Source organism: Streptomyces sp. NPDC007264 (assembly GCF_042869095.1).
GTDB lineage: Bacteria > Actinomycetota > Actinomycetes > Streptomycetales > Streptomycetaceae > Streptomyces.
This window is the reverse complement of record NZ_JBIAFD010000010.1, coordinates 163,340-189,533: the sequence shown is the minus strand read 5'-3', so window position 1 is coordinate 189,533 and position 26,194 is coordinate 163,340. Positions and strand designations below refer to the sequence as shown.

The following is a 26,194-nucleotide window of genomic DNA, read 5'->3' as shown; positions in this document are numbered from 1 at the left end:
GGCCTGTTCAAGTCAAGACCTGTCTTTTCTCTTAAACCTCCGGTCAAATGACGTCACTTGACACACGCGTACACCGGCGCGCGGACCTTCCATCGACCAGGACTCCCTTCCGCGCGAGCCCGGACGCGTCGGGGAGGACATCAAGTGACCAGTAGACCCTGGACGTTCAGAGCGGCCGCGACCGTCGTCGCGTTCGCGGCGGCCACCGCCACCCTCTCGGTGTCCGCCGTGGCACAGCCCCGGACGGACGCCTCGGCGGCCGACGCCCGCCGGCACGACCCACAGCCGGCCAAGAGCAGGGAGCACGACTTCGACGGGCCGCTGAGCAAGACCCAGGATGCCCAGCGGGAAGAAGCGCTCAACCGTGTCATCTCCGGCAAGGCCACGGTGACCGACCGCGGTGCCTCGAAGGTGGTACGTCTCAGCAACGGCAAGTACGTCGAACTCGCCCGCGAGCGGACCGACAAGATCTTCACGATCCTCGCGGAGTTCGGCACCAAGACGTCGGAGTACGGCGGCACCGCCGGCCCCGCACACAACCGGATAGCCGAGCCGGACCGCGCCACGGACAACAGCACCGCGTGGCAGGCGGACTACAACCGGCAGCACTACCAGGACCTCTACTTCTCCACGGACAAGAAGAAGACGTCCCTCAAGCAGTTCTACGAGAAGGCGTCCTCGGGGCGTTACTCGGTCGACGGCGAGGTCCAGGACTGGGTCAAGGTCGACTACAACGAGGCCCGGTACGGCACCAACCAGTGCGACACCTGCGTGTGGAACCTGGTCAGCGACGCCCTCGCCAAGTGGGTGGCCCAGCGCAAGGCCGCCGGTGACACCGACGCGCAGATCAAGGCCAAGGTCGCCCAGTACGACCAGTGGGACCGCTACGACCACGACGGCGACGGCAACTTCAACGAGCCCGACGGCTACATCGACCACTTCCAGATCGTGCACGCCGGCGAGGACGAGTCCGCGGGCGGCGGCGCGCAGGGCGAGGACGCGATCTGGGCCCACCGCTGGTACGCGTACGGCACGGACGCCGGCAACACCGGCCCCGAGGGCAACCAGCTCGGCGGCGCCCAGATCGGTGACAGCGGCGTCTGGGTCGGCGACTACACCATCCAGCCGGAGAACGGCGGACTCGGCGTCTTCGCCCACGAGTACGGCCACGACCTCGGCCTGCCCGACAACTACGACACCACCAACAGCGCCGAGAACTCCACCGGCTTCTGGGACCTGATGTCCTCCGGCTCCTGGCTGGGCACCGGCAAGAACAGCATCGGCGACACCCCCGGCGACTTCACCGCCTGGGACAAGCTGCAGCTGGGCTGGCTCAACTACAAGACGGTCTCGCCGAGCACCAGGCCGCTGGCGCGGCTCGGGTACACGGAGTACAACACCAAGGACCCGCAGGCGCTGATCGTCACGCTGCCCGAGAAGACCGTCACCACGGACCTGGTCGCCCCGGCGAGCGGCTCCTACCAGTGGTGGAGCGGCAGCGGCAACAGCCTCAACAACACGCTCACCCGTGATGTCGACCTGACCGGCACGGCGTCGGCCGCGCTGTCCCTCAAGGGCTACTACGACATCGAGACGAACTACGACTTCCTCTACACCGAGGTCTCGACCGACGGCGGCGCCGACTGGACCCCGCTCGACGGCACGGTGAACGGCGCCGCCATCCCGCGGGACGCCAGCGACCAGCCCGCCCTGACCGGCACCGCCGCCGGGTACACCGACCTCGTGTACCCGCTGGACGCCTACGCCGGAAAGGCGATCAAGCTGCGCTTCCGCTACACCACCGACAGCGGTGTCGCGCAGAAGGGCTTCACCGCCGACGACATCGCCGTCACGGCCGGCGGCTCCACCGTGTTCAGCGACGGCGCCGAGAACGGCACGGGCGACTGGGCGGTGAACGGATTCTCCGTCAAGGGTGCGTCCTTCACCGGCGACTACCCGCAGTACTACATCGCGGAGAACCGCCAGTACGTCTCGTACGACGCGACCCTGAAGACCGGCCCGTACAACTTCGGCTACCTGAACAGCAAGCCGAACTGGGTCGAGCACTACCCGTACCAGAACGGTCTGTTGATCTGGCTGTGGGACACCTCGCAGGCCGACAACAACGTCAGCGAGCACCCGGGCGAGGGCCTGATCCTGCCGGTCGACGCGCACCCGGCGCCGCTGAAGTGGGCCGACGGTACGTACATGCGCAGCCGCATCCAGGCGTTCGACTCCCCCTTCACCCTGGAGCCGACCGACACGATCACGCTGCACACCAACGGCACGGCCGTGAAGATCAAGAGCCAGAAGGGCGTCTCGGTCTTCGACGATCACAAGAGCACCTACTACTCGACCGCGACCCCGTACTCGGGCGTGAAGGTGCCGGACACCCACACCAGGATCAAGCTGCTGCACCAGTCCCCGGACGGCAGCGTGCTGACGGTGGCGGTGCTGCCGTCACCGTGAGGCACGAGGGCGGCCGCCACTGACACCGTGGTGCACGACAAGATCGCCAAGGACTCGCCCGGAGGCCCGACGATCACGGTGTCAGTGGAACCGCTCACAAACTGAATAGCATCTGCGCAGGTCAGAGCATGATCGGCCGCACCCCTCTGGCGGGTCGCGGCCGATCGTGTTTAGGTGCGTGCTGTGGCTCTCTTATTGACACCAGGTCTCACGGGGGTGTGACACACATGGCCGCAGGAGGTTTCTGCAAGCTGCCGAACGGCAGCGTGGTGGTGGCGCTGAACCTGCCCAGCCCGGGCTCGGGCAGCGGTTCGGTCCGCGTGCTGGTCCTGGCCCAGAACCGCGCACGGGCCCTGACCCGCCTGCGCAACCTGGGACTGCGCGCGGTCTACCTGCGCGGGAACGCGGCCCCGCCGACCCCCGACGAGATCACGGCCGTCCTGCACCATCCCGACGGCCTGGTATGGCGCACGGCTCCCGACGCGGCGGCCCAGGAGCTGTCCCAGGAGCTGTGGCACCCGATCAGGTCGCTGCTGCGGGAGCGGACGGCGCAGGTCTGAGCCCGTGCGCTACACGACGGGCTTGCCGGACAGCTGCACGCCCGCCTCGCGCATCTCCTCCAGCGCACGCTCCGTGGTCCCCTCGGCCACGCCGGCGGTCAGGTCCAGCAGCACATGGGCGCGGAAGCCCTGCCGCACGGCGTCCAGCGCCGTGGCGCGCACGCAGTGGTCCGTGGCGATCCCCACCACGTCCACCTCGTCGATCTCCCGCGCCCGCAGCCAGTCCGCCAGCGGCACCCCGTTCTCGTCGGTCCCCTCGAACCCGCTGTACGCCGCCGCGTACGCCCCCTTGTCGAACACCGCGTCGACGGCGCCGGAGGCGACCGCCGGGGCGAAGTTCGGGTGGAAGCCCACCCCCTCCGTGCCCGCCACGCAGTGCGCGGGCCACGAGTGGACGTAGTCGGGGTTGTCGGCGAAGTGCCCGCCGGGCGCGATGTGGTGGTCGCGGGTGGCCACGACATGGCGGTATCCGGCGGGGGCCTGCCCGATCAGCTCGGTGATCGCGGCGGCCACGTCGGAGCCCCCCGCCACCGCGAGGCTGCCGCCTTCGCAGAAGTCGTTCTGCACGTCTACGACGATCAGGGCGCGGCGCATGGTCGATGTCCTTCGGTTCGGCGGCGGTCGGAGTGGAGGGGCCCGGGCCCGGCCGTCTGTACGAACTACCGAGCCTAGAGACTTCGGGGGCGGGACGGGAGGGGGCGAGCCGTGGTCGGTCGGGTGCGCGGGTGCGCTGCCGTTGCATTCCCGCCGACCGCCCGTTCATGCGCCCGTGGGGCGGTGCGGCCGTGGGGCGCCGGCCGTGCCGCCCGGCCGGACGGCACCTGTCAGACGTATTCGGTGGGGATCACCGGCTCCCCGCGCGACAACTGCGTCGCCGACAGCGGCAGACCGGCGCGCGCGGCCGCGTGCCGGTCGCGGACCGCGTCCAGCGGTTCGCGGGTCACGACCTGGCCGCCCTTGACCAGCTGGACCAGCAGCTGCCGGTCCGCCAGCCCCTCCGGAACCGGCCCGCTGCCGATCACCTCGGCCTCCGCCACCCCGTGCCCGTCGAGCCGCCGCGCCGCCCACTTGCGCCCGCCGACCGACGTCTTGCCGCCGGACGACCTCTTCGCCACCGGCACCAGCGGTGCCTTCGGGTCCGCCGACTCGGCGCGGGCGACCAGCTTGTAGACCATCGAGGCGGTCGGATGGCCGGAGCCCGTCACCAGCTGGGTGCCGACGCCGTAGGCGTCCACGGGCGCCGCCCGCAGCGAGGCGATCGCGTACTCGTCCAGGTCCGAGGTCACAATGATCTTCGTGTCGGTCGCGCCCAGCTCGTCGAGCTGCTGCCGCACCCGGTGCGCGATCAGCAGCAGATCGCCGGAGTCGATCCGTACGGCGCCCAGCTCGGGCCCGGCGACCTCGACGGCCAGGCGCACCGCCTCGGTGACGTCGTAGGTGTCGACCAGCAGTGTGGTGCCGCGGCCGAGCGAGTCGACCTGGGCGCGGAAGGCGTCCCGTTCGCTGTCGTGCAGGAGCGTGAAGGCGTGGGCGGACGTCCCGACCGTCGGGATCCCGTACCGGAAGCCGGCGGCCAGATCGGAGGTGGTCGCGAAGCCGCCGACGTACGCGGCGCGCGCCGCGGCCACGGCGGCCAGTTCGTGGGTGCGCCGGGCGCCCATCTCGATCAGCGGCCGGTCACCGGCGGCGGAGGCCATGCGGGAGGCGGCGGCCGCGACCGCGGAGTCGTGGTTGAGGATGGACAGGATCACGGTCTCCAGGAGCACGCACTCCGCGAAGGAACCCTCCACCCGCATGACCGGCGAGCCCGGGAAGTACACCTCGCCCTCCGGGTAGCCCCAGACGTCGCCGCCGAAGCGGTACGCGGCCAGCCACTGGAGGGTGTCCTCGTCGACGACCCCGCGTTCCCGCAGGAAACCCAGCACGCCCGCGTCGAAGCGGAAGTTCTCGACCGCGTCCAGGACGCGCCCGGTGCCCGCCACGACTCCGTAGCGGCGGCCCTCGGGCAGTCGGCGGGTGAAGACCTCGAAGACGGAGCGCCGCTCCGCGGTGCCCGCCTGGAGGGCGGCCTGGAGCATCGTCAGCTCGTAGTGGTCGGTGAAGAGGGCCGTCGAGGGAACGTCCACCGGCAGCCCCAGGTCCGCTACGTCCACCAAAGCTCTCCTCGTGCAGGGGACGGGTACGGCCGCCGATCGTACCCTCATCTCGTCAGTTTGACGATTTATGCGGGTGGGTGCGGGGCGGTGCGGGTGGCGACGGGGTGGGCGCGGGGTGGCCGCGGGGCGGCGCGGGGCTCGTTTGTGCGCGCACCCCCCTGTGGTGGCAGCATGGGCCGTGTGACGGCTCCCGCACCTCTAGAGATCGAACGGACCGAGTCGGCGGAGGAACAGTTCGCCGTGACCGAGCCCGATGTCCCCTGGGTGACGGTCGTCCACAACGACCCGGTCAACCTGATGAGCTATGTGACGTATGTCTTCCAGGCGTACTTCGGCTACTCCAAGGACAAGGCCACCAAGCTCATGCTCGACGTCCACCACAAGGGCAGGGCGGTGGTGTCGGCGGGGACGCGCGAGGAGATGGAGCGCGACGTCCAGGCCATGCACGGCTACGGTCTGTGGGCCACTCTTCAGCAGGACCGCAAGTAGCCACGACCGCCCGGGGCCGGCAGGCCCGCCAAGCAGCGAAAGACCTCATGCCAGGACACTTCGAACCGCTCCCCGGCGGCGGCGCGGCCGTCGCGCTCGACGACGTCGAGATCTCCATCATCCGGTCGCTGGCGGTGCAGTTGCTGGAGCTCATCGGGCCCGGCCCCGCCGAGAACGGCTCCGGCGACCCGCTCGCCGAGCTGTTCGCGGAGGGCCCGAGCGAGCCGCCCTCGGACCCGGTGCTGCGCCGCCTGTTCCCGGACGCCTACGGCGGCCCCGGCGGTGGGTCCGCCTCGCCCGAGGAGGCCGAGGAACAGCGCGCGCACTCCGCCGAGTTCCGCCGCTTCACCGAGAACGACCTGCGGGCGCGCAAGCGCGAGGACGCCCTCGCGGTGATCCGCTCCCTGGACGCCCTGACCTCGGTGGACAAGGAGGGCGGCGTCCTCAAGCTGTCGCGCGGGGAGTCCGAGCGGTGGCTCGGCGCCCTGAACGACCTTCGGCTGGCGATCGGCTCACGCCTGGAGGTCGTCGACGAGGAGGACACCGACCACCTCTACGGTCTGCCGGACGAGGATCCGCGCAAGCCCATGGTGATGGCGTATCTGTGGCTCGGCGGCCTCCAGGAGACCCTCGTCACCACCCTGATGCCCTGACATCTCCGGACACAGGGCCCCGTCCGACGGCCGTCCGGCGCCCGCCGGACGGCTCTGCCGTGCCCGTACGGCGGCCCTGTGGCGGTCCTGCGTCGATCGCTCGATGTTCGCTCAGAGGACGCTCAAATCCGGATAACGATCACGTCACCGTCGCTGCCGCGCATGTCTGCGCCGGTGCGTCTTTGTCCGCTTTTTCCCATGTCGTGCGTCACATGTCGCACGGCCGGTCGTCGACGCGGCCGTGATACATCTTCACGACCGCCCGGCGGGACGCCACCCATGTCCCGCCGGGCGCGCCACCGAGCCGGCGGACCGCCGGCCAGGCGCAGCTCCATCACATCCGGGGGGGACCGGAAAGCGGTCCGAAGCCACGGGACTGGCTCGGACCGGAGTGGAGAAAGGCGCACCAACATGACCTCGTCGCAGGTCGGCAAGCAGCACGACGAGCGGCACGACCGCAAGGGAGGCGTGGGCGGCGACGCCCCCGAGGAGGGGTACGAGCGCGGGCTCGGCAGTCGCCAGGTCCAGATGATCGCGATCGGCGGCGCCATCGGCGTCGGCCTCTTCCTGGGTGCCGGGGCGAACATCGCCAAGGCCGGGCCCAGCCTGATCGTCATGTACGCCCTCGCGGGCGCGATCGTGTTCTTCATCATGCGGGCGCTCGGCGAGCTGCTCCTGTACCGCCCGGTCTCGGGCTCCTTCGCGGAGTACTCCCGCGAGTTCCTCGGCCCCTTCTTCGGCTACTTCACCGGCTGGACGTACTGGCTGATGTGGGTGGTGACCGGCATGGCCGAGCTGACGGCCGCCGCGATCTATGTGCACTACTGGTTCCCGTCCGTCCCGCAGTGGGTGACGGCACTGGTCTTCCTGGTGGTCCTGTTCGTGGCCAACCTGATCTCGGTGAAGCTGTTCGGCGAGATCGAGTTCTGGTTCTCGATGGTCAAGGTCACCGCCCTGGTCGGCATGATCGTGATCGGCCTGGGCGTGCTCACCTTCGGCTTCAGCTCGGCCGGCGACACCGCGTCGGTGTCCAACCTCTGGCAGTTCGACGGCTTCTTCCCGAAGGGCGTCGGCTCCTCGCTGATGACGCTCCAGGGCGTCATGTTCGCCTACCTCGCGGTCGAACTGGTCGGCGTCACGGCCGGGGAGTCCGAGGACCCGGAGAAGACCCTGCCGAAGGCCATCAACACCCTGCCCTGGCGCATCGCGCTCTTCTACGTCGGCGCCCTCACCGTGATCCTGTGCGTGGTGAAGTGGACGGAGTTCGCGCCCGGCGTGAGCCCGTTCGTCGAGGCGTTCGCGAAGATCGGCATCCCGGCCGGCGCGGCCATCGTCAACTTCGTGGTGCTGACCGCCGCCCTGTCCTCGTGCAACTCGGGCATGTACTCCACGGGCCGCATGCTGCGCACCCTCGCGGACAACGGCGAGGCCCCGAAGGGCTTCAGCCGGCTGTCGTCGTCGAAGACCCCGGCCCTCGGCATCACGGTCTCGGTCGCCTTCATGGGCATCGGCGTGGTCCTCAACTACGTCGTCCCGGAGAAGGCGTTCGGCTACGTCACGTCGGTGGCCACCGCGGCCGGCATCTGGACCTGGCTGATGATCCTGATCAGCCATGTCCTCTACCGCCGTGCGGTGGACGCGGGCCGGCTGCCCGCCTCCTCCTTCCCGGCGCCCGGCGGCGCGGTGTGCAGCTGGATCGCGATCGTGTTCCTGCTCGTCGTCACCTGCCTGATCGCGTACGACGCGGACTCCCGGGTCTGCCTGTACGTCATGGCGATGTGGGCGGCGGCCCTGGGCGGCGGCTGGGCGGCGCTGAAGGTGCGCAGCCCGCAGGTCGCCGAGCAGGGCGAGCAGGCGTTCGAGCAGGTCGGCTGAGCCACGGCTGAGCCGCGGCCGAGCCACGGCTGAGCCGCGGCCGAGCCGCGGCCGAGCGCGCCGCGGCGGCCGGGCGGCGGACCCGTCCCGCACGGGTGTCCGGCATGTGGGCCGTCTCGTACCACTCCTCGGTACGGGACGGCCCCTCCCGCCGGTCTGCTTATCCTGGCGGGCATGCTGACCATCACCCAGGCCCTCGTCGACCGGATCGTCGCCCACGCGCGCCAGGACCACCCCGACGAGGCGTGCGGCGTCGTCGCGGGCCCGGCCGGTTCGGACCGTCCCGAGCGGTTCATCCCGATGCTGAACGCCGCCCGCTCCGCCACGTTCTACGAATTCGACTCGGGAGACCTGCTCAAGCTCTACCGCGACATGGACGACCGCGACGAGGAGCCGGTGATCATCTACCACTCGCACACCGCCACCGAGGCGTACCCGTCCCGCACGGACATCTCGTACGCCAACGAGCCGGGCGCCCACTACGTCCTGGTGTCGACCGCCGACGCGGACGACGCGGGCCCGTTCCAGTTCCGCTCCTTCCGGATCGTGGAAGGGGAGGTGACGGAGGAGGAGGTCGCGGTGGTGGAGAGCTACTGATCCCGCAGTCCGGTCAGAATTCATCCAGCATGCGAGATCACACTCCGGGCCCCGGGGCGGGAATCGATACGATGACCCCATGGTTTTCCACGACGTGAGCAAGAAGACGCCGGGCGCACTGCTCGTGGCGCGGCTGCACGTCGACCTGTGCAGGCTGAACAGCGCCATCTGTTGACGCCGACCTGCCGCCGTTCGGCCGTGAGCCGCGGCACTCACCCCGCGTACGACCATGCTCCCGCGCCGCCGCGCGCCACCGACCAGACTTCTTCCGACAGGAGCCCTCAACCATGGCCATCGAGGTCCGGATCCCCACCATCCTCCGCCAGTACACCGACGGGCAGAAGGCCGTCGACGGCAGTGGGGACACCCTCGCCGAGCTGTTCGCCGACCTCGAGACCCGCCATGCGGGCATCCAGGCCCGCATCGTGGACGGCGGCGAGCTGCGCCGCTTCGTCAACGTCTACCTGAACGACGAGGACGTCCGCTTCCTCGACGGCATCAACACCAAGGTCGCCGACGGCGACAACGTGACGATCCTGCCGGCCGTGGCCGGCGGTATGGCCTGATCCCATGAGGTACGACTCCCCGCTCGCCGCGGTCGGCAACACCCCCCTGGTGCGCCTGCCGCGGCTCTCGCCGTCCGACGACGTGCGCATCTGGGCCAAGCTGGAGGACCGCAACCCGACCGGCTCGGTCAAGGACCGTCCCGCGCTGTTCATGATCGAGCAGGCGGAGAAGGACGGCCGGCTGACCCCGGGCTGCACGATCCTGGAGCCCACCTCGGGCAACACCGGCATCTCCCTGGCCATGGCGGCGAAGCTCAAGGGCTACCGCATGGTGTGCGTGATGCCCGAGAACACCTCGCAGGAACGCCGGGACCTGCTGGCCATGTGGGGCGCCGAGATCATCTCCAGCCCGGCCGCGGGCGGCTCGAACACGGCCGTACGCGTCGCCAAGGAGCTGGCGGCCGAGCACCCGGAGTGGGTGATGCTGTACCAGTACGGCAACCCGGACAACGCGGGCGCACACTACGCCACCACCGGTCCCGAGATCCTCGCCGACCTCCCCTCCGTCACGCACTTCGTGGCCGGACTCGGCACCACCGGCACGCTGATGGGCGTGGGCCGCTATCTGCGCGAGCACAAGCCCGATGTGAAGATCGTCGCGGCGGAGCCGCGCTACGACGACCTGGTGTACGGCCTCAGGAACCTGGACGAGGGCTTCGTACCGGAGCTGTACGACGCGTCCGTGCTGACGACGCGTTTCTCGGTCGGCTCCGCGGACGCGGTGACCCGCACCCGTGAACTCCTCCAGCAGGAGGGCATCTTCGCGGGCATCTCCACGGGTGCCGCGCTGCACGCGGCCATCGGCGTCGGCCAGAAGGCCGTCAAGGCGGGTGAGAACGCCGACATCGTGTTCGTCGTGGCCGACGGGGGATGGAAGTACCTGTCGACCGGCGTCTACACGGCCGCCACGACGGAGGAGGCCGTCGAGACGCTGCAGGGGCAGCTCTGGGCGTAGCGCGGTGACGTGCCGGGGCGGGGCAGGGGGCCGCCCCGCCGGGCTCTCCTGGTGAGTGCCGCGCCGCCATGGGCCCGCTTATGTCATGCTCATGCCTTTGGGGTGCCCGCCCCCGTCCCGCCCCCTCGCGGCCCGGGGGAGCGGAGGGGATCCTGATGACGGGGGGAAACGTCCCATCGGCACCAAGGTCCGAGCACGGCAGAAAGGCGGCCACCTCATGCGCCGTACGACGCTCCAGCGCACGACCGGCGTCGCCCTCTCCGCGGTGGTGGTCCTCCTCACGGGCTGCGGCACGCACACCGGCGGCACGGGTCCAGGGACCGGTACGGGCCCCGGGAGCGGCACGGCGTCGCCGTCCCCCACGCGCACGGCCGGGGCCTGCACGGGCGAAGCCTCGCTCACCGCGGCGGACACCGGCCGCACCCTGTGCCTGACGGTGGGCGGCCGGCTCCGCCTCACGCTGGACGGCAGCAAGGACCGGCCCTGGACCCCCGTCACCGCCCACGGCGGCGCGCTGAGGGCCATCAACGCCGGGTTCGTCATCCAGCCCGGAGACGCCGTCGCCGCGTTCGAGGCGGTCGCGCCCGGAACGGCACGGCTGACCGCGACCCGTCCCCTGTGCGCCAAGCGGCCCGGGCAGACCTCGTGCCTGGGCGTCCAGCAGTGGACCGTCACGGTGGAGGTGACGAAGCCATGAGACCACCGCCCGGCCCCGTCAGCCCGCCAGATACCGCACCTGATCCCACAACACGGGATCCACCACACCCACCCGCCGCCGGAAGTCCCACAGCGGCACGTCCCGCAACTCGTCCGTCTCCAGGAAGCCGGGCCGGCCCTCGGCATCGCCCACCGCTCCCGGAGGCAGCGCGATCACGCCCGGCCGCTCGTCGTGGTACCGCGTGGTGATCTCCGCCACCGTCGCGCTGTCCCTCCGCACCGTGAGCACCAGGCACGGCCGCTCCCTGCCGCCCGGCCGGTTCCCGAACGGCATGCTCGCCCACCAGATCTCGGCCGGGCGCGGATGGACCCGGGGACGCCCCGGCGGCCGCGCGGCCGTCCGGCGGCGGTGACCGCGCCCCCAGCCGTCCACCAGCGTCGCGACCAGCGCGAGCAGCACCACCGCCGCCAGTGCCAGCCACCAGGACGTGTCCATACCGACGACGGTACCGGCGGCCGCGCTCCGACGCCCGCCCTGCCACCGTCCTCCCCGAGCGGCGCGCCGCGGGACGCGCGCCCCGACGCGCGCCCGGCGCGCCCCCGGTCCAGCCGAACCGGTGACACGGCAGGTGAGTTCCCCCACAACGGCCCCTGGTGGAGGAGCGACCGGCCCTTTTGCGCCTTACGCTCGACGGACCGCACGACCCCCGTCACCGTTTCCGTTCATGCCTTCTGCTATTCCTGCCAGCGCGGAGGTTCCAGCTTTATGAAGCTCACCGTCGTCGGCTGCTCGGGGTCGTTCCCGTCCGCGGAATCGGCCTGCTCGAGCTACCTCGTCGAGGCCGACGGCTTCCGGCTGCTTCTCGACATGGGCAATGGCGCCCTGGGCGAGCTGCAGCGCCACTGCGGTCTCTACGACCTCGACGCGATCTTTCTCAGCCATCTGCACGCCGACCACTGCATCGACATGCTCGGGTACTTCGTCGCCCGCTACTACCGTCACGACGGCGGCCGGGCCGACCCCATCCCGGTCTACGGCCCGGAGGGCACCGAGCAGCGCCTGACCACCGCCTACGCCGACACGCCCTCGGCCTCCTCGATGAGCGAGGTCTTCGACTTCCACACGGTCAAGCCGGGCACGTTCGAGATCGGCCCCTTCACCGCGCACACGGAGCGGGTGGCCCACCCCGTGGAGGCGTACGCCATCCGGGTCGAGCACGGCGGCAGGGCGCTCACGTACTCCGGCGACACGGGGGTGTGCGAGGGCCTGGTCGAACTCGCGCGCGACACGGACCTGTTCCTGTGCGAGGCCGCGTTCACCTACCGCAAGGAGAACATCCCGGACCTGCACCTCAACGGCCGTGAGGCCGGGGAGACGGCCGCCCGCGCCGGGGCCCGGCGCCTCGTCCTCACCCACATCCCCCCGTGGACGGACCCCCAGGTCAACCTGGCGGACGCCCGCGTGGCCTACTCGGGGCCGGTGGAACTGGCGGTGCCGCGCGCCTCGTACGAGATCTGAGCACACACACGACGCTCCCCGGACCGCGCGGTGGTCCGGGGAGCGTCGTGCGTGCGGGCGCGGCGCCCGACGGCGGTGCTACTTCGCCTCCGCCCTCTGCAGCTCCGCCAGTTCCTCGTCGGACTCACGGCCCGGCGTGGGCAGGTTGAACCGGGTGATCGCGAAGCGGAAGACCGCGTAGTAGATCCCCGCGAAGCACAGGCCGACCAGGACCAGGCCCCAGGGGTTGGTCGCGATGCCGAGATTCAGGCCGAAGTCGACCACGCCGGCCGAGAAGCCGAAGCCGTCCTTCATGCCGAGCGCCCAGGTCAGCGCCATGGAGACGCCCGTGAGGACCGCGTGGATCGCGTACAGCACCGGCGCGATGAACATGAAGGTGAACTCGATGGGCTCGGTCACACCGGTGACGAAGCTCGTCAGGGCGATGGAGAACATCATGCCGCCGACCACCTTGCGGCGCTCCGGGCGGGCGCAGTGCACGATGGCCAGGCAGGCCGCCGGCAGACCGAACATCATGATCGGGAAGAAGCCCGTCATGAACTGGCCCGCGGTCGGGTCGCCGGCGAGGAAGCGGCCGATGTCACCGCTCTTGCCGTGGTAGTCGCCGGCCTGGAACCAGGGGAACGAGTTCAGCAGGTGGTGCATGCCGATCGGGATGAGCGCACGGTTGGCGACGCCGAAGATGCCGGCCCCGACGGCGCCCGAACCGACCAGCCACTCACCGAAGTTGTGCAGCCCGGCGCCGAGGACGGGCCAGATGTAGCCGAAGACGATACCGATGACCAGTCCGGCGAAGGCCGACAGGATCGGGACGAGCCGGCGGCCGCCGAAGAAGCCGGCCCAGTCCGGCAGCTTGGTGCGGTGGAAGCGCTGGTAGAGCAGGGCGACCACGATGCCCATCACCACGCCGCCGAGGACCTTGGCGTCCACCGGCGCGTTCACCAGGACGACCTTGCCGTCGACGGCCTGCGCCACCTTCGGCAGGTTCTTGTCGGTGAACGTGGCCAGCACGTTCTTGAAGACCAGGTAGCCGACGACCGCCGCGAGCGCCGTCGAACCGTCCGACTTCTTGGCGAAGCCGATGGCGATGCCGACGGCGAACAGCAACGCCATGTTGTCGAGGATCGCGTTCCCGCCGGCCGCCATGAAGCCCGCGATCTTGGTGAGGAAGGAGGGGAAGGACGGTCGCCCCAGCATGTCGGTGTTGCCGAGGCGGACCAGGAGGGCGGCGGCGGGCAGGACCGCCACCGGCAGCATCAGGCTGCGGCCGATGCGCTGCAGAACAGCCATCGCGCCGGCGCCCTTCTTCTTCTCGGCCGCGGGGGCGGCGCTGAGCGTGGACACAACTTCCTCCAGTGGGCAAGGCGCCGCCCGGGGACAGGGGAAGGGGGACGGCGGCGTCTCCTATGTGCGACACGACGGCGCGCCCGGGACCGGGGCGGCCGCACGTGGTCTACACCACATGTGGTGTAGACCTGTTGTAGCACGGTGAAGGGGGGATGAGGAACCCGTCATTTCTGTGGCCTCGGGCATGGGGGGAAATAATGCCGCACTTCCTGTCGAACCCCACCGAGTCCGCCGATGCGGCCCGCTCCGGACCCCGGTCGGCGACCGGACGGCGGCGGGGGTTGGCGACGGTTCCCCTGGTGGTGTAGACCAGTTGACGACCGCAGCGGTTCGGATCAGGGAGACAGGACATGGCCAGCAAGGCTGAGAAGATCGTCGCCGGGCTCGGCGGCATCGACAACATCGAGGAGATCGAGGGCTGCATCACCCGGCTCCGCACCGAGGTCGCCGACCCCTCGCTGGTCGACGAGGCCGCCCTGAAGGCCGCGGGCGCCCACGGCGTCGTCAGGATGGGCAGCGCGATCCAGGTCGTCATCGGCACGGACGCGGACCCGCTCGCGGCGGAGATCGAGGACCTGATTTGACTGCTCCCCTCCCTGGAGGGTTCTCTCCTCCAGAGCTGAGCGGGGATCCCTGGCTCAGACGGCCTCCCGGACCGGCGGTCCGGGAGGTCTTACGCCCTCGACACCAGCCGGGTTCAGACCTGCCCGGACGAGCATCACGCGGGCGGAGTTCTTGTCCCTGGGGGAGACTTGCCCGCAGGCGGTGCAGGTATAGGTGCGTTCGGACAGCGGCAGTGCGTGCTTGGCTCTCGCTCCGCAGCGCGCGCAGTCCATGGTGGTGTGCGCGGGGTGCACGAGGTACACGACCCGCGCATGCTTGCGTCCCATCTCGGTCAGGGCGCGCTTGGTGGCGCTGATTGCCGCGTCGGCAGCCTTGCGGGCCGTCGAGGTCTTGGCGAGGAACTTGGGGCGGAAGTCCTCAACCGCGATGGCATCGTGGTCGGCGACGACTTTCTTGGCCCACTTGCGGCTGGCGTCCTGCCGCTGCCGAGCGGCCTTCTTGTACGCCTTCGCACGCAGGCGCCTGGCTTCGCGGTAGCCCTTTGAGGCCGCCTGACCCCTGGCGGGTTTGCGGCGCGCCATCATGCGGTCGTACCGGGTCAGCCTCGCCTGGGCCTTTCTGCCGTGTTCGGCGTGCGGCAGATCGTGCCTGTCCGACGTGGTGCTGGCGGTCTCGCGTACGCCCCAGTCGATCCCGATCACCCTGCCCGTGGCAGGCAGCGGCTCGGTCCGGGCCGGGACGACGAATGAGCAGTACCAGTGGCCGATGCCGTCCTGATAGACGCGCGCCGAGGAGGGTGCGGCGGGCAGCTCGCGCGACCACACCACCGTCAGGACGATCCCGCCCGCCAGGTGGAGACGTCCGTCCTTCAGCCGGAAGCCGCGCCGGGTGTAGTTCAGGCTCGGCAGGGCCTCGCACTTCTTCTTGTGCTTCGGCATACCGGCGCGCTGCCGCATCGGCAGCCGGTTCTTGATGTCCTTCTGCGCCTTGGCACGGGACTTGCCGAAGTCCCGGACGGTCTGCTGCTGGGGAACCGAACTGCCCTCGCGCAGCCACGCCGTCGCCGCGCGAGCCCGGGTCAGCATCTTGTCGAGTTGCGCCGGACCGCAGGTGCGTGTGTCCTCGTCGGCGGCCCGGTTCCGGTTGTACGCGTGCGTCTGCCTGGACTTCGCAACGCACTCGTTCCAGACCCACCTGCAGCGGTTCCACTCCGCCTGCAATGCCGTGCAAGCGGTCGACGACACGCGCAGCCGGTACGTGTACCGGGCATGTCCGGCCTCGTCGGTCTCCCGCAGTATCGTCATGATGCCTTCGTAGCGTCGGGCTTTGTTCCTCAGCCAGAGATCCCGGAAGACCCACACGAACGTGTGGCCGCCCGCGGCGGACCGGCACCTTCCTCGCTCCCCCGCGCGCCGGGCCGGGCGCAGGGAGAAGGGGGTCCCTCCCCCCGTGGAAGGGGCCCCTCCGGTGTATACGGCTAGGCTCGGGCCATGTCTCGAATCGACGGCCGTACCCCCGAACAGCTCCGCCCCATCACGATCGAGCGGGGTTGGAGCAAGCACGCCGAGGGCTCCGTCCTCGTCTCCTTCGGCGACACCAAGGTCTTCTGCACCGCCTCTGTCACCGAGGGCGTGCCGCGCTGGCGCAAGGGCGGCGGGGAGGGCTGGGTCACCGCCGAGTACGCCATGCTGCCCCGCTCCACCAACACCCGGGGCGACCGCGAGGCCGTCAAGGGCAAGATCGGCGGGCGTACCCACGAGATCAGCCGGCTCATCGGCCGCTCCCTGCGCGCCGTCGTCGACTACAAGGCACTCGGCGAGAACACCGTCGTGCTGGACTGCGACGTGCTCCAGGCGGACGGCGGCACCCGCACCGCCGCGATCACGGGCGCGTACGTCGCCCTCGCCGACGCGGTGGCCTGGGCCCAGCGCAAGAAGCTCGTGAAGGCGGGCCGACAGCCGCTCACCGGCACGGTCTCGGCCGTCTCCGTCGGCATCGTGGGCGGCGTGCCGCTCCTGGACCTCTGCTACGAGGAGGACGTCCGGGCCGAGACCGACATGAATGTCGTCTGCACCGGTGACGGCCGTTTCGTGGAGGTGCAGGGCACGGCGGAGGCGGCGCCCTTCGACCGCGAGGAGCTGACGGCCCTGCTCGACCTTGCGGTCGCGGGCTGCGACCGGCTGGCGGCGATCCAGAACGCGGCGCTGGAGGCAACCGCGTAGGACCGTTCGGCGTTTTCAGGGATAGCCGAGGGGCCGTCGCGGCGGGCGCGCCGAAAACACCGTGCGCCCGCTCGCGGCCCTGTACGACCATCGACACCTCGGGCGAGCCGGACCGGCCGGCGCGTCCACGGAACCATGCAGCACCGTCAACGGGGAGGAACCGTTCCATGGCCGTGCGCCACCGCCGCCGCATCATCACCGCCACGTTCGCCGCCGTCGCCGTACTCGCCGCCGTGGGCGCGAGTTCGGGCTGTGACGCCGTCAACAAGGCGATCGACTGCGTACAGACCGCCGACGCGATAGCCGACAGCGTCACCGACCTCCAGCAGGCCGTCGAGAACGCGGCCAACGATCCGACGCAGACCGGCCAGTCCCTCGACTCCATCGAGCGGAACCTGGACAAGATCGGCGACAGGACCGACAACGTCGACGTCAACAAGGCGGTCGACGACCTCCGCAAGGCCGTCGGGAACGTCCGCGACGCCGTCGAGAACGGCGACAAGACCCCCGACGTGGGCCCGGTGACGGACGCGGCGGGTGAGCTGACGAAGGTGTGCACCTCGTAGGGGGGAGAGTGCGGCGGACGGCCGTGCCGCACGGATACTGGTGGGCATGACCCGCCTCATCCTCGCCACACGCAACGCCGGAAAGATCGCCGAACTGAGGGCCATCCTCGCCGACGCGGGCCTGCCGCACGACCTGGTCGGCGCGGACGCCTACCCCGACGTCCCCGACGTCAAGGAGACGGGCGTCACGTTCGCCGAGAACGCCCTCCTCAAGGCCCGTGCCCTCGCCCGGGCGACGGGCCTGCCCGCCGTGGCCGACGACTCCGGCCTGTGCGTCGACGTCCTGAACGGTGCGCCGGGCATCTTCTCGGCGCGCTGGGCGGGCCGGCACGGCGACGACAGGGCGAACCTGGAGCTGCTCCTGGCCCAGCTCGCGGACATCGACGACGCCCACCGGGGCGCCCACTTCGCCTGCGCCGCCGCGCTGGCGCTGCCCGACGGCACGGAACGGGTCGTCGAGGGACAGCTGCGGGGCACGCTGCGCCACACCCCGTCCGGGACCAACGGCTTCGGTTACGACCCGATCCTCCAGCCGGAGGGAGAGTCCCGTACCTGCGCGGAGTTGACACCCGAGGAGAAGAACGCGATCAGCCACCGGGGGCAGGCGTTCCGGGCGTTGGTGCCGGTGGTGCGGGACGTGCTCGGCTGAGATCCGGACGCGCCGCGGGCCCGGTCCGTCGTCCGGACCGGGCCCGCGCCGCGTCGATGTGCGGTCGGTGGGACTCGAACCCACACGGGATTTCTCCCACGGGCACCTAAAACCCGCGCGTATAGCCATTTCGCCACGACCGCCAGAAGCGGACACCCGCTTTTCCGTGCCGCTTCGTGCCCGACAGTCTACGGGGGAGTCCGCGGGCGCCGCGGGCCGCCCGCCGTGCCGGGCGGCACCACGGCGCCCGCGGTGGACGACAGTTCAGGCGGCGCCTCGGACGCCCAGATCCTTGATGATCTTCGCCACGTGCCCCGTCGCCTTCACGTTGTACAGCGCGCGCTCGACCTTGCCCTCCTCGTCCACGATCACCGTGGAGCGGATGACGCCGACGATCGTCTTGCCGTACAGCTTCTTCTCGCCGAAGGCGCCGTACGCGTCCAGGACCTTCTTGTCGGGGTCGGCGAGGAGCGTGACCTTCAGCTCCTCCTTCTCACGGAACTTCGCCAGCTTCTCCGGCTTGTCGGGAGAGATCCCGATGACGTCGTAGCCCGCGCCTGCCAGCAGCTCCAGGTTGTCCGTGAAGTCGCACGCCTGCTTGGTGCAGCCCGGGGTCAGCGCGGCGGGGTAGAAGTACACGATGACCTTGCGGCCCCGGTGGTCGGCCAGGGAGACCTCGGCGCCGTCGGCGTCCGGCAGGGTGAAGTCGGGGGCGGGGTCGCCGGGCTGGAGTCGCTCGCTCATCGGTACCTCACAGGGCAAGGGGCGGATTACCCGACGAGCCTAATCCCCTTCCGGCCCCCCATAGGGGTGCCGCGGGGGTGCGCTCCGCGCCGAGCTGACAGACTGTCGACCACAGACGCAGGAATGACGCGGAACACGTCGCACATGACCACGGAGGAAGCACGGTGGCGGACACGTCGAGCACACCGGACACCAGGACTCCGGCGCAGATCGAAGCGGACATAAGGCGCCGCCGCGAAACGCTGGCCGAGACGCTCGACGAGATCGGCGTCCGGGTGCACCCGAAGACGATCGCCGCGGACGCCAAGGCCAAGATCGTCTCTCAGGTCGACCGCACGTTCGGGCGTGCATACGTCCGGGCCAACCAGGTCGTCAGCCAGGTGAAGGCGCAGCTGGTCACGCAGGAGGGCACGCCGCGCCTGGAGCGCATCGTGCCCGTGGCGCTGGTCGCGGTCGGGGTCGTGGGGCTGCTCGCCCTGGGCTCCCGGCGGCGCAGGGGCTGACCCGGCCGTACACGAAGCCGTCGAAGCCAGGTAGGTTCGAGGTGTGAGCGAGAAGACCCACCACGACAAGTTGCCGATCCGGATGCTGCACGACCGCGTACTGGTGCGGCAGGACGCCGCCGAGGGCGAGCGCCGGTCGGGCGGCGGCATCCTGATTCCCGCGACCGCGGCCGTCGGCCGGCGCCTCGCCTGGGCCGACGTCGTCGCGGTCGGGCAGAACGTACGGACCGTGGAGCCGGGCGACCGGGTCCTGTACGACCCGGAGGACCGGGCCGAGGTCGAGGTGCGCGGGATCGCGTACGTCCTGATGCGCGAGCGCGACCTGCACGCCGTGGCGGCGGACCGCTTCGAGGGGTCGGAGGACTCCACGGGGCTGTATCTGTAGGCCGCACGACGCGCACGACGCGCACGACGCGCACGACGCGCACGACGCGCACGACGCGCACGACGCGCACGACGCGCACGACGCGCACGAAGCACGAAGCACGAACGCACCGAAGGAGGGGGCCGGCGACCGCCGTCGCCGGCCCCCTCCTTCCGCGTCCGCGCGTCTCTACGTTCCTTCCAGCAGCCCCGCCGTCGTCGTGCCGCCCGTCGAGGTGCCCCCGGCCCCCGTGGTCCCCCCGGACCCGGTGGTGCTCCCGCCGCCGGTCGTGCCGCCCGTGTCGGTCGTACCGCCGGATCCGGTGGTGCCGCCCGTGGTCGTCGTCCCGCCCGTGGTGGTGCCGCCGGTGTCGGTCGTCCCCCCGGACCCGGTGGTGCCGCCGGTGTCGGTGGTGCCGCCCGTTCCGGGGGTGCCGCCGGTCGTCTGGCCCTGGGTCGCCCCCTGGTCCTGACCGGGTGTGGTCGGGGTGCCGGTCGTGCCGCCGTTGTCCTGGGCGCCGGGGGTGCCCGTCGGCTCGCTCGTGGGGCTCGTGGGCGGCTCCACGACCTGGTCCGCGCCGTCCTGGAGGCGCAGGTCGAAGTCCTTGACCGGCTTGCCCTTCAGCGCCGCCTTCGTGAACTGGGCCCAGATCCGGGTGGGCGCGCCGCCGCCGTTGATGCGGGTCTCGCCCATCGCGCCGTACAACGACTCGTGCCGGCCCGTGTCCGGGTCCTGTCCCATCACCGAGACCACCGTCGCCAGCTGCGGGGTGTAGCCCGCGAACCAGGCCGCCTGGTCCTCCTCCGCCGTGCCCGTCTTGCCGGCGGCGGGCCGCCCGGCGGCCTGCGCCGCGGTCGCGGTGCCGTTGTCCACCACGCTCTGCAGGACCGCCGTCGTGGTGTCGGCCGCCTCGCGGCTCACCGCCTGCTCCGCCTGCCGCCGCGGCAGCGCCACGTCGTCGGTGCCGTCCTTGGAGATCCTCTCGACGAGCGTGTACGTGCCGTGCCTGCCGTGGTTGGCGAGCGTCGCGTACGCCTCGGCCATGTCGAGGACGCTCGCGGTGGCCGTGCCGAGTGCGATCGACGGGTACGGCTTGAGGTCGGGGGTGGTTGCGGGCACCCCGAGGGCGACCGCGGTCTCCTTGACCCGGGACGGGCCGACGTCCACCGCCATCTGCGCGTACACCGCGTTCACCGACTTGTCCGTGGCCTTGCGGACGGTGATCGGGCCGTAGGAGACGTTGTCCTCGTTCTCGGGCGCGTACGCCCCGCCGTTCCAGCCCTGCACCGGGCGCTTGTCCGTGCCGTCGTACACCGTGTTCGGGGTGATCGCGGCGCCGTCCTGCGTCCGGGAGGCGTTCTGCACGGCCGAGGTGAACACCAGCGGCTTGAACGTGGAACCGACCTGGTAGTCGCGGCGGGTCGCGTTGTTGACGTACTGCTTGGTGTAGTCGATGCCGCCGTACATCGCGACGATCTCGCCGGTCGCGGGGTCGACGGCGACGCCGCCCGCGCGGACGTAGCGGTCGACCTTGCGGTTCTTCTTGTCGAGGTGGGACATCACCTGGTCGTCGACGGCCTTGACGAAGGCGTCCTGCTTGGGCTTCTGCAGGGTGGTGGTGATGCGGTAGCCGCCGGTGGCCAGGGTGTCCTCGTCGATGATCTTGTTGGTGGTGAGGTAGTCCTTGATCGCCTGGACCAGGTAGCCGCGCTGGCCGGACATCCCGGCCGCGAACACCTGCTGCCGGGGCGCCGGGAAGGTCACTTTCGCCCGCTGGGCCGGGCTCAGCCAGTGCTTCGTGACCATGCCGTCGAGGACGTAGTTCCAGCGGGCCAGGGCGGCCGACCTGTTCTCGGGGTGCGCGATCACGTCGTACTCGCTCGGCGCGTTCACCAGCGCCGCGAGGTAGGCGCCCTGACCGACCGTGAGGTTCTCGGCGTCGACACCGTAGTACGCCTGCGCGGCGGCCTCGATGCCGTACGCGTTGCGGCCGAAGTAGCTGGTGTTGAGGTAGCCCTCCAGGATGTCGTCCTTGCTCTTCTCGCGGTCCAGCTTGATCGCGATGAAGAACTCCTTCACCTTCCGCGTGACGGTCTGCTCCTGCCCCAGGTAGTAGTTCTTCACGTACTGCTGGGTGATCGTCGAACCGGACTGCCGGCCCTTGCCGGTGGCCGTGTTCCAGCCCGCCCGGATCATCGCCTTCGGGTCGATCGCGGACTCCGAGTAGAAGTCGCGGTCCTCGGCGGCGAGCACCGCGTGCTGGGCGTCCTTGGAGATCCGGGCGAGCGACACGTTCTCCCGGTTGACCGAGCCGTCGCGGGCCAACTCGCTGCCGTCCGCGTACAGATACACGTTGCTCTGCTTCGTCGCCGCCGCGTTCGCCGGAGGGATCTTGACCATGGAGTAGCCGAGCGCGAAGAGGCCGATCACCAGCAGGGTCACCATGAGGAAGGTGCCGAGCACCATCCGCCAGGTCGGGATCAGCCGGCGCCACCCGGTGCGCCCCGGCCGCTTCGGTTTCCCACCGGGCAGCGGCTCGGCCATCGCGGGCTGCGGCTCGCCCGACGCCCCTCCCGGGCTGCTCTGTTGCGGCTGCGGCTGCGGCTGCGGCTCGTCGCTCATCGTGCTGCCGGACTCCTGTTTCGCCTCGTACGTTCCCGTACGCCCTCGTACGCCATCTGCGTCCCTCGATGAAGACTGTCGCACCATGCGTTCCGTTCCCGGCACGGCGGCGTGTCGTGCGGAAAAAACGTGTGGTACGTCCTTCCTCGGCGCGTTAGGCTCCTGCGCTTCGGCCCGGCACGCCTCGAAGGAGGGTTTCCCGTGGGGACAGGGCGGTTGTACGCCGCCGTCGCCGCCGGTGGTTTCCGGCGGTACGCGACCTATCGGACCGCGACCGCGGCAGGGGTGTTCACCAATACGGTCTTCGGATTGATCTTGGCATACACCTACCTCGCCCTGTGGCACGAGCGGCCCCACCTCGGGGGATACGGCGAGTCCCAGGCGTTGACGTACGTGTGGACGGGACAGGCGCTGCTCGCGGTGGTCTCCGTGATGGGCGGCGGCTTCGAGGACGAGTTGACGGAGCGCATCCGCACGGGCGACATCGCGGTCGACCTGTACCGGCCCGCCGACCTCCAACTGTGGTGGCTGGCCGCCGATCTGGGCAGGGGCCTGTTCCAGTTGCTGGCCCGGGGCGTGCTCCCGATGGCGGTCGGCGCGCTCCTCTTCCCGCTCGCCCTGCCGACCCGCCCATGGGTCTGGCCGGCCTTCCTGGTCGCCGTCCTGCTCGGCACCGTGGTGTCCTTCGCGATCCGCTATCTCGTCGCGCTCAGCGCGTTCTGGCTGCTGGACGGCTCGGGCGTGGCCCAGATCTCGTGGATCACGGCGACGTTCTGCTCGGGCATGCTGCTGCCGCTCAACGTGTTCCCGGGCGCGCTCGGCGAGATCGTGCGCGCCCTGCCCTGGGCGTCGCTGATCCAGGCACCGGCGGACGTGCTGCTGGGCACCGCGGACCCGGCGGCCGTGTTCGCCCGGCAACTCGCCTGGGCAGCCGCGCTGCTGGCGGCCGGGCGGATGCTCCAGTCGGCGGCGACCCGGCGGGTGGTGGTCCAGGGTGGCTGAGACGGCCCACGGGAGCGCGCAGGAGAACAACCGCGCGCAGCACGACCACGCGCAGGAGTACGACCACGCGCAGGAGTACGACCGCGCGCAGGAGTACGGGCGCGTGCAGGTGTACGGGCGCGTGCAGGTGTACGGGCGCGTGCAGGTGTACGGGCGCGTGCGCGAGGGTCTGCGCGCCTACCGGCTGATCAGCGCGATGTGGATCCGCTCCACGATGGCCTACCGCGCCTCCTTCGTGATGACGACCCTCGGCAACTTCGCGGCGACCGGGCTGGATTTCGTCGCCATCCTGCTGATGTTCTCGCGGGTCGACGTGCTCGGCGGCTACCGGCTGCCCGAAGTCGCCTTCCTGTACGGCCTCTCCGCGACCGCCTTCGGGCTCGCCGATCTCGCGATCGGTTCCATGGACCGGCTGGGGCGGCGGGTGCGCGACGGCACGCTGGACACCCTGCTGGTGCGCCCCGCGCCCGTCCTCGCGCAGGTCGCCGCGGACCGCTTCGGGCTGCGCAGGCTCGGCCGGGTCACCCAGGGGGCCTGCGTCCTCGGGTACGCCGTCGCCGCGCTCGACGTCACCTGGACTCCGCTCCGGACGGCGATGGTCCCGATGATGCTGCTCAGCGGCAGCGTGATCTTCTGCGCCGTGTTCGTGGCGGGAGGGGCGTTCCAGTTCGTCGCGCAGGACGCCTCCGAGGTGCAGAACGCGTTCACCTACGGCGGCACCACGCTGCTGCAGTACCCGCCGACGGTCTTCGGGAAGGAACTGGTGCGCGGGGTGACCTTCGTGCTGCCGCTCGCGTTCGTCAACTGGCTGCCCGCGCTGTACGTGCTGGGGCGGCCCTATCCGCTGGACCTGCCCGCCTGGCTCGCCTTCGCCCCGCCGCCCGTCGCGGCGGGCTGCTGCCTGCTCGCGGGGCTGGCCTGGCGTGCGGGACTGCGTTCGTACCGGAGCACGGGGAGCTGAGGGCCCATGACGAGTGGCTTCATCGAAGTGGACCGGGTGGAGAAGGTCTTCGACGTGCGCAAGAGGACCGGATTCCTGAAGAGCGAGCGGCGACGGGTGCGGGCCGTCGACTCGATCTCCTTCACCGTGACGCGCGGCGAGATGGTCGGCTACATCGGCCCGAACGGCGCCGGGAAGTCCACCACGATCAAGATGCTGACCGGGATCCTCACCCCGAGCGGCGGCCGGCTGCGCGTCGCCGGGATCGACCCCGCGCGTGAGCGGACGCGGCTCGCGCAGCGCATCGGCGTGGTGTTCGGGCAGCGCACGACCCTGTGGTGGGACCTGCCGCTGATCGACTCCTACCGGCTGGCGCACCGCATGTACCGCATCCCGGACGGGCGTTACCGGGAGAACCTCGACCGCTGCGTCGAACTCCTCGAGCTGGGCGGGCTGCTGGACGTGCCGGTCCGTCAGCTCTCGCTCGGGCAGCGGATGCGGGGCGACATCGCGGCGGCGCTGCTGCACGACCCCGAGGTGCTGTACCTGGACGAGCCGACCATCGGCCTCGACGTCATCTCCAAGGCCAGGGTGCGCGACTTCCTGCGGGAACTGAACGCCGAGCGCGGCACCACCGTCCTGCTGACCACACACGACCTGCAGGACATCGAGCAGCTGTGCTCGCGGGTGATGGTCATCGACCACGGGCGCCTGATGTACGACGGACCGCTGGCCGGGCTGCACGAGGTGGGCGACAGCGAACGCACCCTGGTCGTCGACCTGGAGCGGGAGCTGCCGCCGATCGAGGTGGCGCCCGCGCGCGTGGTGCGGGTCGAGGGGCCCCGGCAGTGGCTCTCCTTCCCGGCGTCGCAGTCGGCCGCCCCGCTGGTGGCGCACATCGCGGCGCAGTACCCGCTGATGGACCTGTCGGTGCGGGAGCCGGACATCGAGGCGGTGATCGCGAAGATGCTCCGGACACGCGAGATCCAGTCCCCGCCGGGGCGGGCGGAGCGGGCGGTCTCGTAGCCCCCGGCGCGACGAACTCGTAGGCTGACGCCCATGACCGACGCTGTGTCTTCCGGGGGAAGCGACGACCGGCGGCCGACGCCACGGGACCCCGACACCCCCGTCCCGGAGCTGCGCGCCTCCGACGCCGATCGTGAACGAGTCGCGGAGGTTCTGCGCGACGCCCTCGCGGAGGGCCGTCTCGACATGGAGGAGTTCGAGGAGCGGCTGGAGGCGACCTACACGGCACGGACGTACGGGGATCTGGCGCCCATCACCCGGGACCTGCCGGGCGCGGGCGTCACCGTGCCGCCCGTGTCCCTGCGCAAGGAACCCGCGCCGAGCGGGCCCTGGGCGGAGCGCATCCTCGGCGGCGCGGGCTCGTCCACGGGGGCCGTCGCCGTCATGTCCGGGTTCCAGCGCAAGGGTCGCTGGACGATGCCGAAGCGGTTCACCTGCTTCGCCTTCTGGGGCGGCGGCGAGATCGACCTCAGGGAGGCGTACTTCGCGGACCGAGAAGTCGAGATCAACTGCGTCGCGATCATGGGCGGGGTGAACATCATCGTGCCGCCCGGCGTGGAGGTCGTCGTGCGCGGGATGGGCGTCATGGGCGGCTTCGACCAGCGCGAGGACGGGGTGCCGGGCGAGCCGGGCGCGCCGCGCGTGGTCGTCACCGGGTTCGCGTTCTGGGGCGGGGTCTCCGTCGAGCGCAAGCTGACCCGCGCCGAGCGGCAGCGGCTGAAGGAGGAGCGCCGCCAGGAGAAACTGGACCGCAAGGCCGCCCGCCGGGAGCTGCGCGGCTCCGGTGAGGAGGGCCTGCTGGACCGGCACGGCGCCGGTGTGGAGGGCCTGCTGGATCTGCACGACGCCCACCTGGAGGCGCTGGAGCAGCACCGTGAGCTGATGCGCGAGCGCCGGGAGCGGCACGAGGAGCGCCGCGAGGCGCAGCGGGAGCGCCGGGAGGCCCGCCGCGAGGACCGCGACCGGCGGCGGCGCGGGGACTACTGACCTGGGGGTCGGGGCTCGGGGCCCTGGGCCTCGGCCTTGGGCCCTGAGCCCGGGACGAGACGGTCGGGACGGCGGACGGCGGCGGTGCCGGGCGGGTGGCGCCGGTGCCACGGGCGTGGCGTGGTGTCCGGCACGCGACGGGACGGCGGCCGTCGGCACGAT

At 70.9% G+C, this 26,194-nt stretch carries 28 protein-coding genes and 1 tRNA gene; 21 read left to right on the top strand and 8 right to left on the bottom strand.

Translation table 11 applies throughout. From position 1 onward, the window contains the following. Positions 1 to 144: 144 nt before the first annotated feature. Together ACFYMU_RS19455 and ACFYMU_RS19450 are read left to right on the top strand one after the other, a co-directional pair. Complete coding sequence (locus ACFYMU_RS19455) at positions 145 to 2,469, top strand: immune inhibitor A domain-containing protein (RefSeq protein WP_388374371.1); 2,325 nt, start codon at positions 145 to 147, stop codon at positions 2,467 to 2,469. A 227-nt stretch (positions 2,470 to 2,696) separates the two neighbouring features. Next, complete coding sequence (locus tag ACFYMU_RS19450; protein WP_388374369.1) at positions 2,697 to 3,029, top strand: hypothetical protein; 333 nt, start codon at positions 2,697 to 2,699, stop codon at positions 3,027 to 3,029. Between the two features lie 9 nt (positions 3,030 to 3,038). On the opposite strand, the gene ACFYMU_RS19445 is transcribed toward ACFYMU_RS19450, so the two are convergent. Together ACFYMU_RS19445 and ACFYMU_RS19440 are read right to left on the bottom strand one after the other, a co-directional pair. Then, the gene (locus ACFYMU_RS19445; protein WP_388374367.1) at positions 3,039 to 3,623 is read right to left on the bottom strand and encodes a nicotinamidase; all 585 of its coding nucleotides are present in this window, start codon (positions 3,621 to 3,623) and stop codon (positions 3,039 to 3,041) included. Positions 3,624 to 3,853: 230 nt separating this feature from the next. After that, the gene (locus tag ACFYMU_RS19440) at positions 3,854 to 5,182 is read right to left on the bottom strand and encodes a nicotinate phosphoribosyltransferase (protein WP_388374366.1); all 1,329 of its coding nucleotides are present in this window, start codon (positions 5,180 to 5,182) and stop codon (positions 3,854 to 3,856) included. Positions 5,183 to 5,356: 174 nt separating this feature from the next. Here ACFYMU_RS19440 and clpS point away from each other — a divergent pair, with 174 nt between their 5' ends. The 8 genes from clpS to ACFYMU_RS19400 all read left to right on the top strand — a co-directional run bounded on the left by clpS (position 5,357) and on the right by ACFYMU_RS19400 (position 11,017). Beyond that, positions 5,357 to 5,674 (top strand): ATP-dependent Clp protease adapter ClpS, encoded by a 318-nt coding sequence (gene clpS, locus ACFYMU_RS19435; protein ID WP_388374364.1) that lies wholly within the window; start codon positions 5,357 to 5,359, stop codon positions 5,672 to 5,674. Positions 5,675 to 5,721: 47 nt separating this feature from the next. Further along, entirely contained in the window at positions 5,722 to 6,327 is a 606-nt protein-coding gene (locus ACFYMU_RS19430) for a DUF2017 domain-containing protein (RefSeq protein ID WP_388374362.1), read from the top strand. Between the two features lie 411 nt (positions 6,328 to 6,738). Further along, positions 6,739 to 8,202 carry an amino acid permease gene (locus ACFYMU_RS19425; RefSeq protein ID WP_388374360.1) on the top strand — a complete coding sequence of 488 codons (1,464 nt, stop codon included), beginning with the start codon at positions 6,739 to 6,741 and terminating at the stop codon, positions 8,200 to 8,202. Positions 8,203 to 8,376: 174 nt separating this feature from the next. Continuing rightward, positions 8,377 to 8,799, top strand: coding sequence for a Mov34/MPN/PAD-1 family protein (locus ACFYMU_RS19420; RefSeq protein ID WP_388374358.1), 423 nt, complete (start codon positions 8,377 to 8,379; stop codon positions 8,797 to 8,799). A gap of 79 nt (positions 8,800 to 8,878) precedes the next feature. Next, positions 8,879 to 8,974 (top strand): putative leader peptide, encoded by a 96-nt coding sequence (locus tag ACFYMU_RS19415; protein ID WP_311692371.1) that lies wholly within the window; start codon positions 8,879 to 8,881, stop codon positions 8,972 to 8,974. 112 nt (positions 8,975 to 9,086) lie between these two features. After that, positions 9,087 to 9,365, top strand: coding sequence for a MoaD/ThiS family protein (locus tag ACFYMU_RS19410; RefSeq protein WP_381088758.1), 279 nt, complete (start codon positions 9,087 to 9,089; stop codon positions 9,363 to 9,365). A gap of 4 nt (positions 9,366 to 9,369) precedes the next feature. Further along, positions 9,370 to 10,320, top strand: a complete 951-nt coding sequence (locus ACFYMU_RS19405) for a PLP-dependent cysteine synthase family protein (RefSeq protein ID WP_388374355.1) — start codon at positions 9,370 to 9,372, stop codon at positions 10,318 to 10,320. A 217-nt stretch (positions 10,321 to 10,537) separates the two neighbouring features. Further along, complete coding sequence (locus tag ACFYMU_RS19400) at positions 10,538 to 11,017, top strand: hypothetical protein (protein WP_388374353.1); 480 nt, start codon at positions 10,538 to 10,540, stop codon at positions 11,015 to 11,017. Positions 11,018 to 11,035: 18 nt separating this feature from the next. On the opposite strand, the gene ACFYMU_RS19395 is transcribed toward ACFYMU_RS19400, so the two are convergent. Next, positions 11,036 to 11,473, bottom strand: a complete 438-nt coding sequence (locus ACFYMU_RS19395) for a type II toxin-antitoxin system PemK/MazF family toxin (protein WP_388374351.1) — start codon at positions 11,471 to 11,473, stop codon at positions 11,036 to 11,038. 270 nt (positions 11,474 to 11,743) lie between these two features. Between ACFYMU_RS19395 and ACFYMU_RS19390 the strand changes: the two genes are divergently transcribed. After that, positions 11,744 to 12,496 carry an MBL fold metallo-hydrolase gene (locus ACFYMU_RS19390; protein ID WP_388374349.1) on the top strand — a complete coding sequence of 251 codons (753 nt, stop codon included), beginning with the start codon at positions 11,744 to 11,746 and terminating at the stop codon, positions 12,494 to 12,496. A gap of 78 nt (positions 12,497 to 12,574) precedes the next feature. On the opposite strand, the gene ACFYMU_RS19385 is transcribed toward ACFYMU_RS19390, so the two are convergent. Beyond that, positions 12,575 to 13,786, bottom strand: coding sequence for a PTS transporter subunit EIIC (locus ACFYMU_RS19385; RefSeq protein WP_388374559.1), 1,212 nt, complete (start codon positions 13,784 to 13,786; stop codon positions 12,575 to 12,577). A 407-nt stretch (positions 13,787 to 14,193) separates the two neighbouring features. Between ACFYMU_RS19385 and ACFYMU_RS19380 the strand changes: the two genes are divergently transcribed. Continuing rightward, entirely contained in the window at positions 14,194 to 14,427 is a 234-nt protein-coding gene (locus ACFYMU_RS19380) for a glucose PTS transporter subunit EIIB (RefSeq protein ID WP_388374347.1), read from the top strand. Between the two features lie 54 nt (positions 14,428 to 14,481). Here ACFYMU_RS19380 and ACFYMU_RS19375 read toward each other — a convergent pair whose 3' ends face one another. Beyond that, positions 14,482 to 15,711: an RNA-guided endonuclease InsQ/TnpB family protein gene (locus tag ACFYMU_RS19375; RefSeq protein WP_388374345.1), complete on the bottom strand. Its 1,230-nt coding sequence runs from the start codon at positions 15,709 to 15,711 to the stop codon at positions 14,482 to 14,484. Positions 15,712 to 15,897: 186 nt separating this feature from the next. On the opposite strand from ACFYMU_RS19375, the gene rph reads away from it, so the two are divergent. The 3 genes from rph to rdgB all read left to right on the top strand — a co-directional run bounded on the left by rph (position 15,898) and on the right by rdgB (position 17,844). Then, entirely contained in the window at positions 15,898 to 16,629 is a 732-nt protein-coding gene (rph, locus tag ACFYMU_RS19370) for a ribonuclease PH (protein WP_388374343.1), read from the top strand. A gap of 167 nt (positions 16,630 to 16,796) precedes the next feature. Further along, the gene (locus tag ACFYMU_RS19365; protein WP_388374342.1) at positions 16,797 to 17,195 is read left to right on the top strand and encodes a hypothetical protein; all 399 of its coding nucleotides are present in this window, start codon (positions 16,797 to 16,799) and stop codon (positions 17,193 to 17,195) included. Positions 17,196 to 17,241: 46 nt separating this feature from the next. After that, positions 17,242 to 17,844: an RdgB/HAM1 family non-canonical purine NTP pyrophosphatase gene (rdgB, locus tag ACFYMU_RS19360; protein ID WP_388374340.1), complete on the top strand. Its 603-nt coding sequence runs from the start codon at positions 17,242 to 17,244 to the stop codon at positions 17,842 to 17,844. A gap of 59 nt (positions 17,845 to 17,903) precedes the next feature. Here rdgB and ACFYMU_RS19355 read toward each other — a convergent pair. Together ACFYMU_RS19355 and bcp are read right to left on the bottom strand one after the other, a co-directional pair. Further along, a tRNA-Leu gene (locus ACFYMU_RS19355) sits at positions 17,904 to 17,987 on the bottom strand. 121 nt (positions 17,988 to 18,108) lie between these two features. Next, complete coding sequence (gene bcp / locus ACFYMU_RS19350; protein ID WP_388374338.1) at positions 18,109 to 18,588, bottom strand: thioredoxin-dependent thiol peroxidase; 480 nt, start codon at positions 18,586 to 18,588, stop codon at positions 18,109 to 18,111. Positions 18,589 to 18,752: 164 nt separating this feature from the next. Here bcp and ACFYMU_RS19345 point away from each other — a divergent pair, with 164 nt between their 5' ends. Next, positions 18,753 to 19,091: a DUF3618 domain-containing protein gene (locus tag ACFYMU_RS19345; RefSeq protein WP_388374336.1), complete on the top strand. Its 339-nt coding sequence runs from the start codon at positions 18,753 to 18,755 to the stop codon at positions 19,089 to 19,091. A 43-nt stretch (positions 19,092 to 19,134) separates the two neighbouring features. Continuing rightward, positions 19,135 to 19,476: a GroES family chaperonin gene (locus tag ACFYMU_RS19340; protein ID WP_388374334.1), complete on the top strand. Its 342-nt coding sequence runs from the start codon at positions 19,135 to 19,137 to the stop codon at positions 19,474 to 19,476. 168 nt (positions 19,477 to 19,644) lie between these two features. Here ACFYMU_RS19340 and ACFYMU_RS19335 read toward each other — a convergent pair whose 3' ends face one another. Beyond that, entirely contained in the window at positions 19,645 to 22,077 is a 2,433-nt protein-coding gene (locus ACFYMU_RS19335) for a transglycosylase domain-containing protein (RefSeq protein WP_388374332.1), read from the bottom strand. Positions 22,078 to 22,278: 201 nt separating this feature from the next. Between ACFYMU_RS19335 and ACFYMU_RS19330 the strand changes: the two genes are divergently transcribed. From ACFYMU_RS19330 to ACFYMU_RS19315, 4 genes are all read left to right on the top strand, one after another. Next, positions 22,279 to 23,079, top strand: a complete 801-nt coding sequence (locus ACFYMU_RS19330; protein WP_388374330.1) for an ABC transporter permease — start codon at positions 22,279 to 22,281, stop codon at positions 23,077 to 23,079. Between the two features lie 103 nt (positions 23,080 to 23,182). Beyond that, a complete protein-coding gene (locus ACFYMU_RS19325; protein ID WP_388374557.1) occupies positions 23,183 to 24,040 on the top strand; it encodes an ABC transporter permease in 858 nt (285 codons plus the stop codon). 6 nt (positions 24,041 to 24,046) lie between these two features. Next, positions 24,047 to 25,045, top strand: a complete 999-nt coding sequence (locus tag ACFYMU_RS19320) for an ATP-binding cassette domain-containing protein (RefSeq protein ID WP_388374328.1) — start codon at positions 24,047 to 24,049, stop codon at positions 25,043 to 25,045. 33 nt (positions 25,046 to 25,078) lie between these two features. Then, positions 25,079 to 26,032 (top strand): DUF1707 domain-containing protein, encoded by a 954-nt coding sequence (locus tag ACFYMU_RS19315; RefSeq protein WP_388374326.1) that lies wholly within the window; start codon positions 25,079 to 25,081, stop codon positions 26,030 to 26,032. Positions 26,033 to 26,194 lie beyond the last annotated feature (162 nt).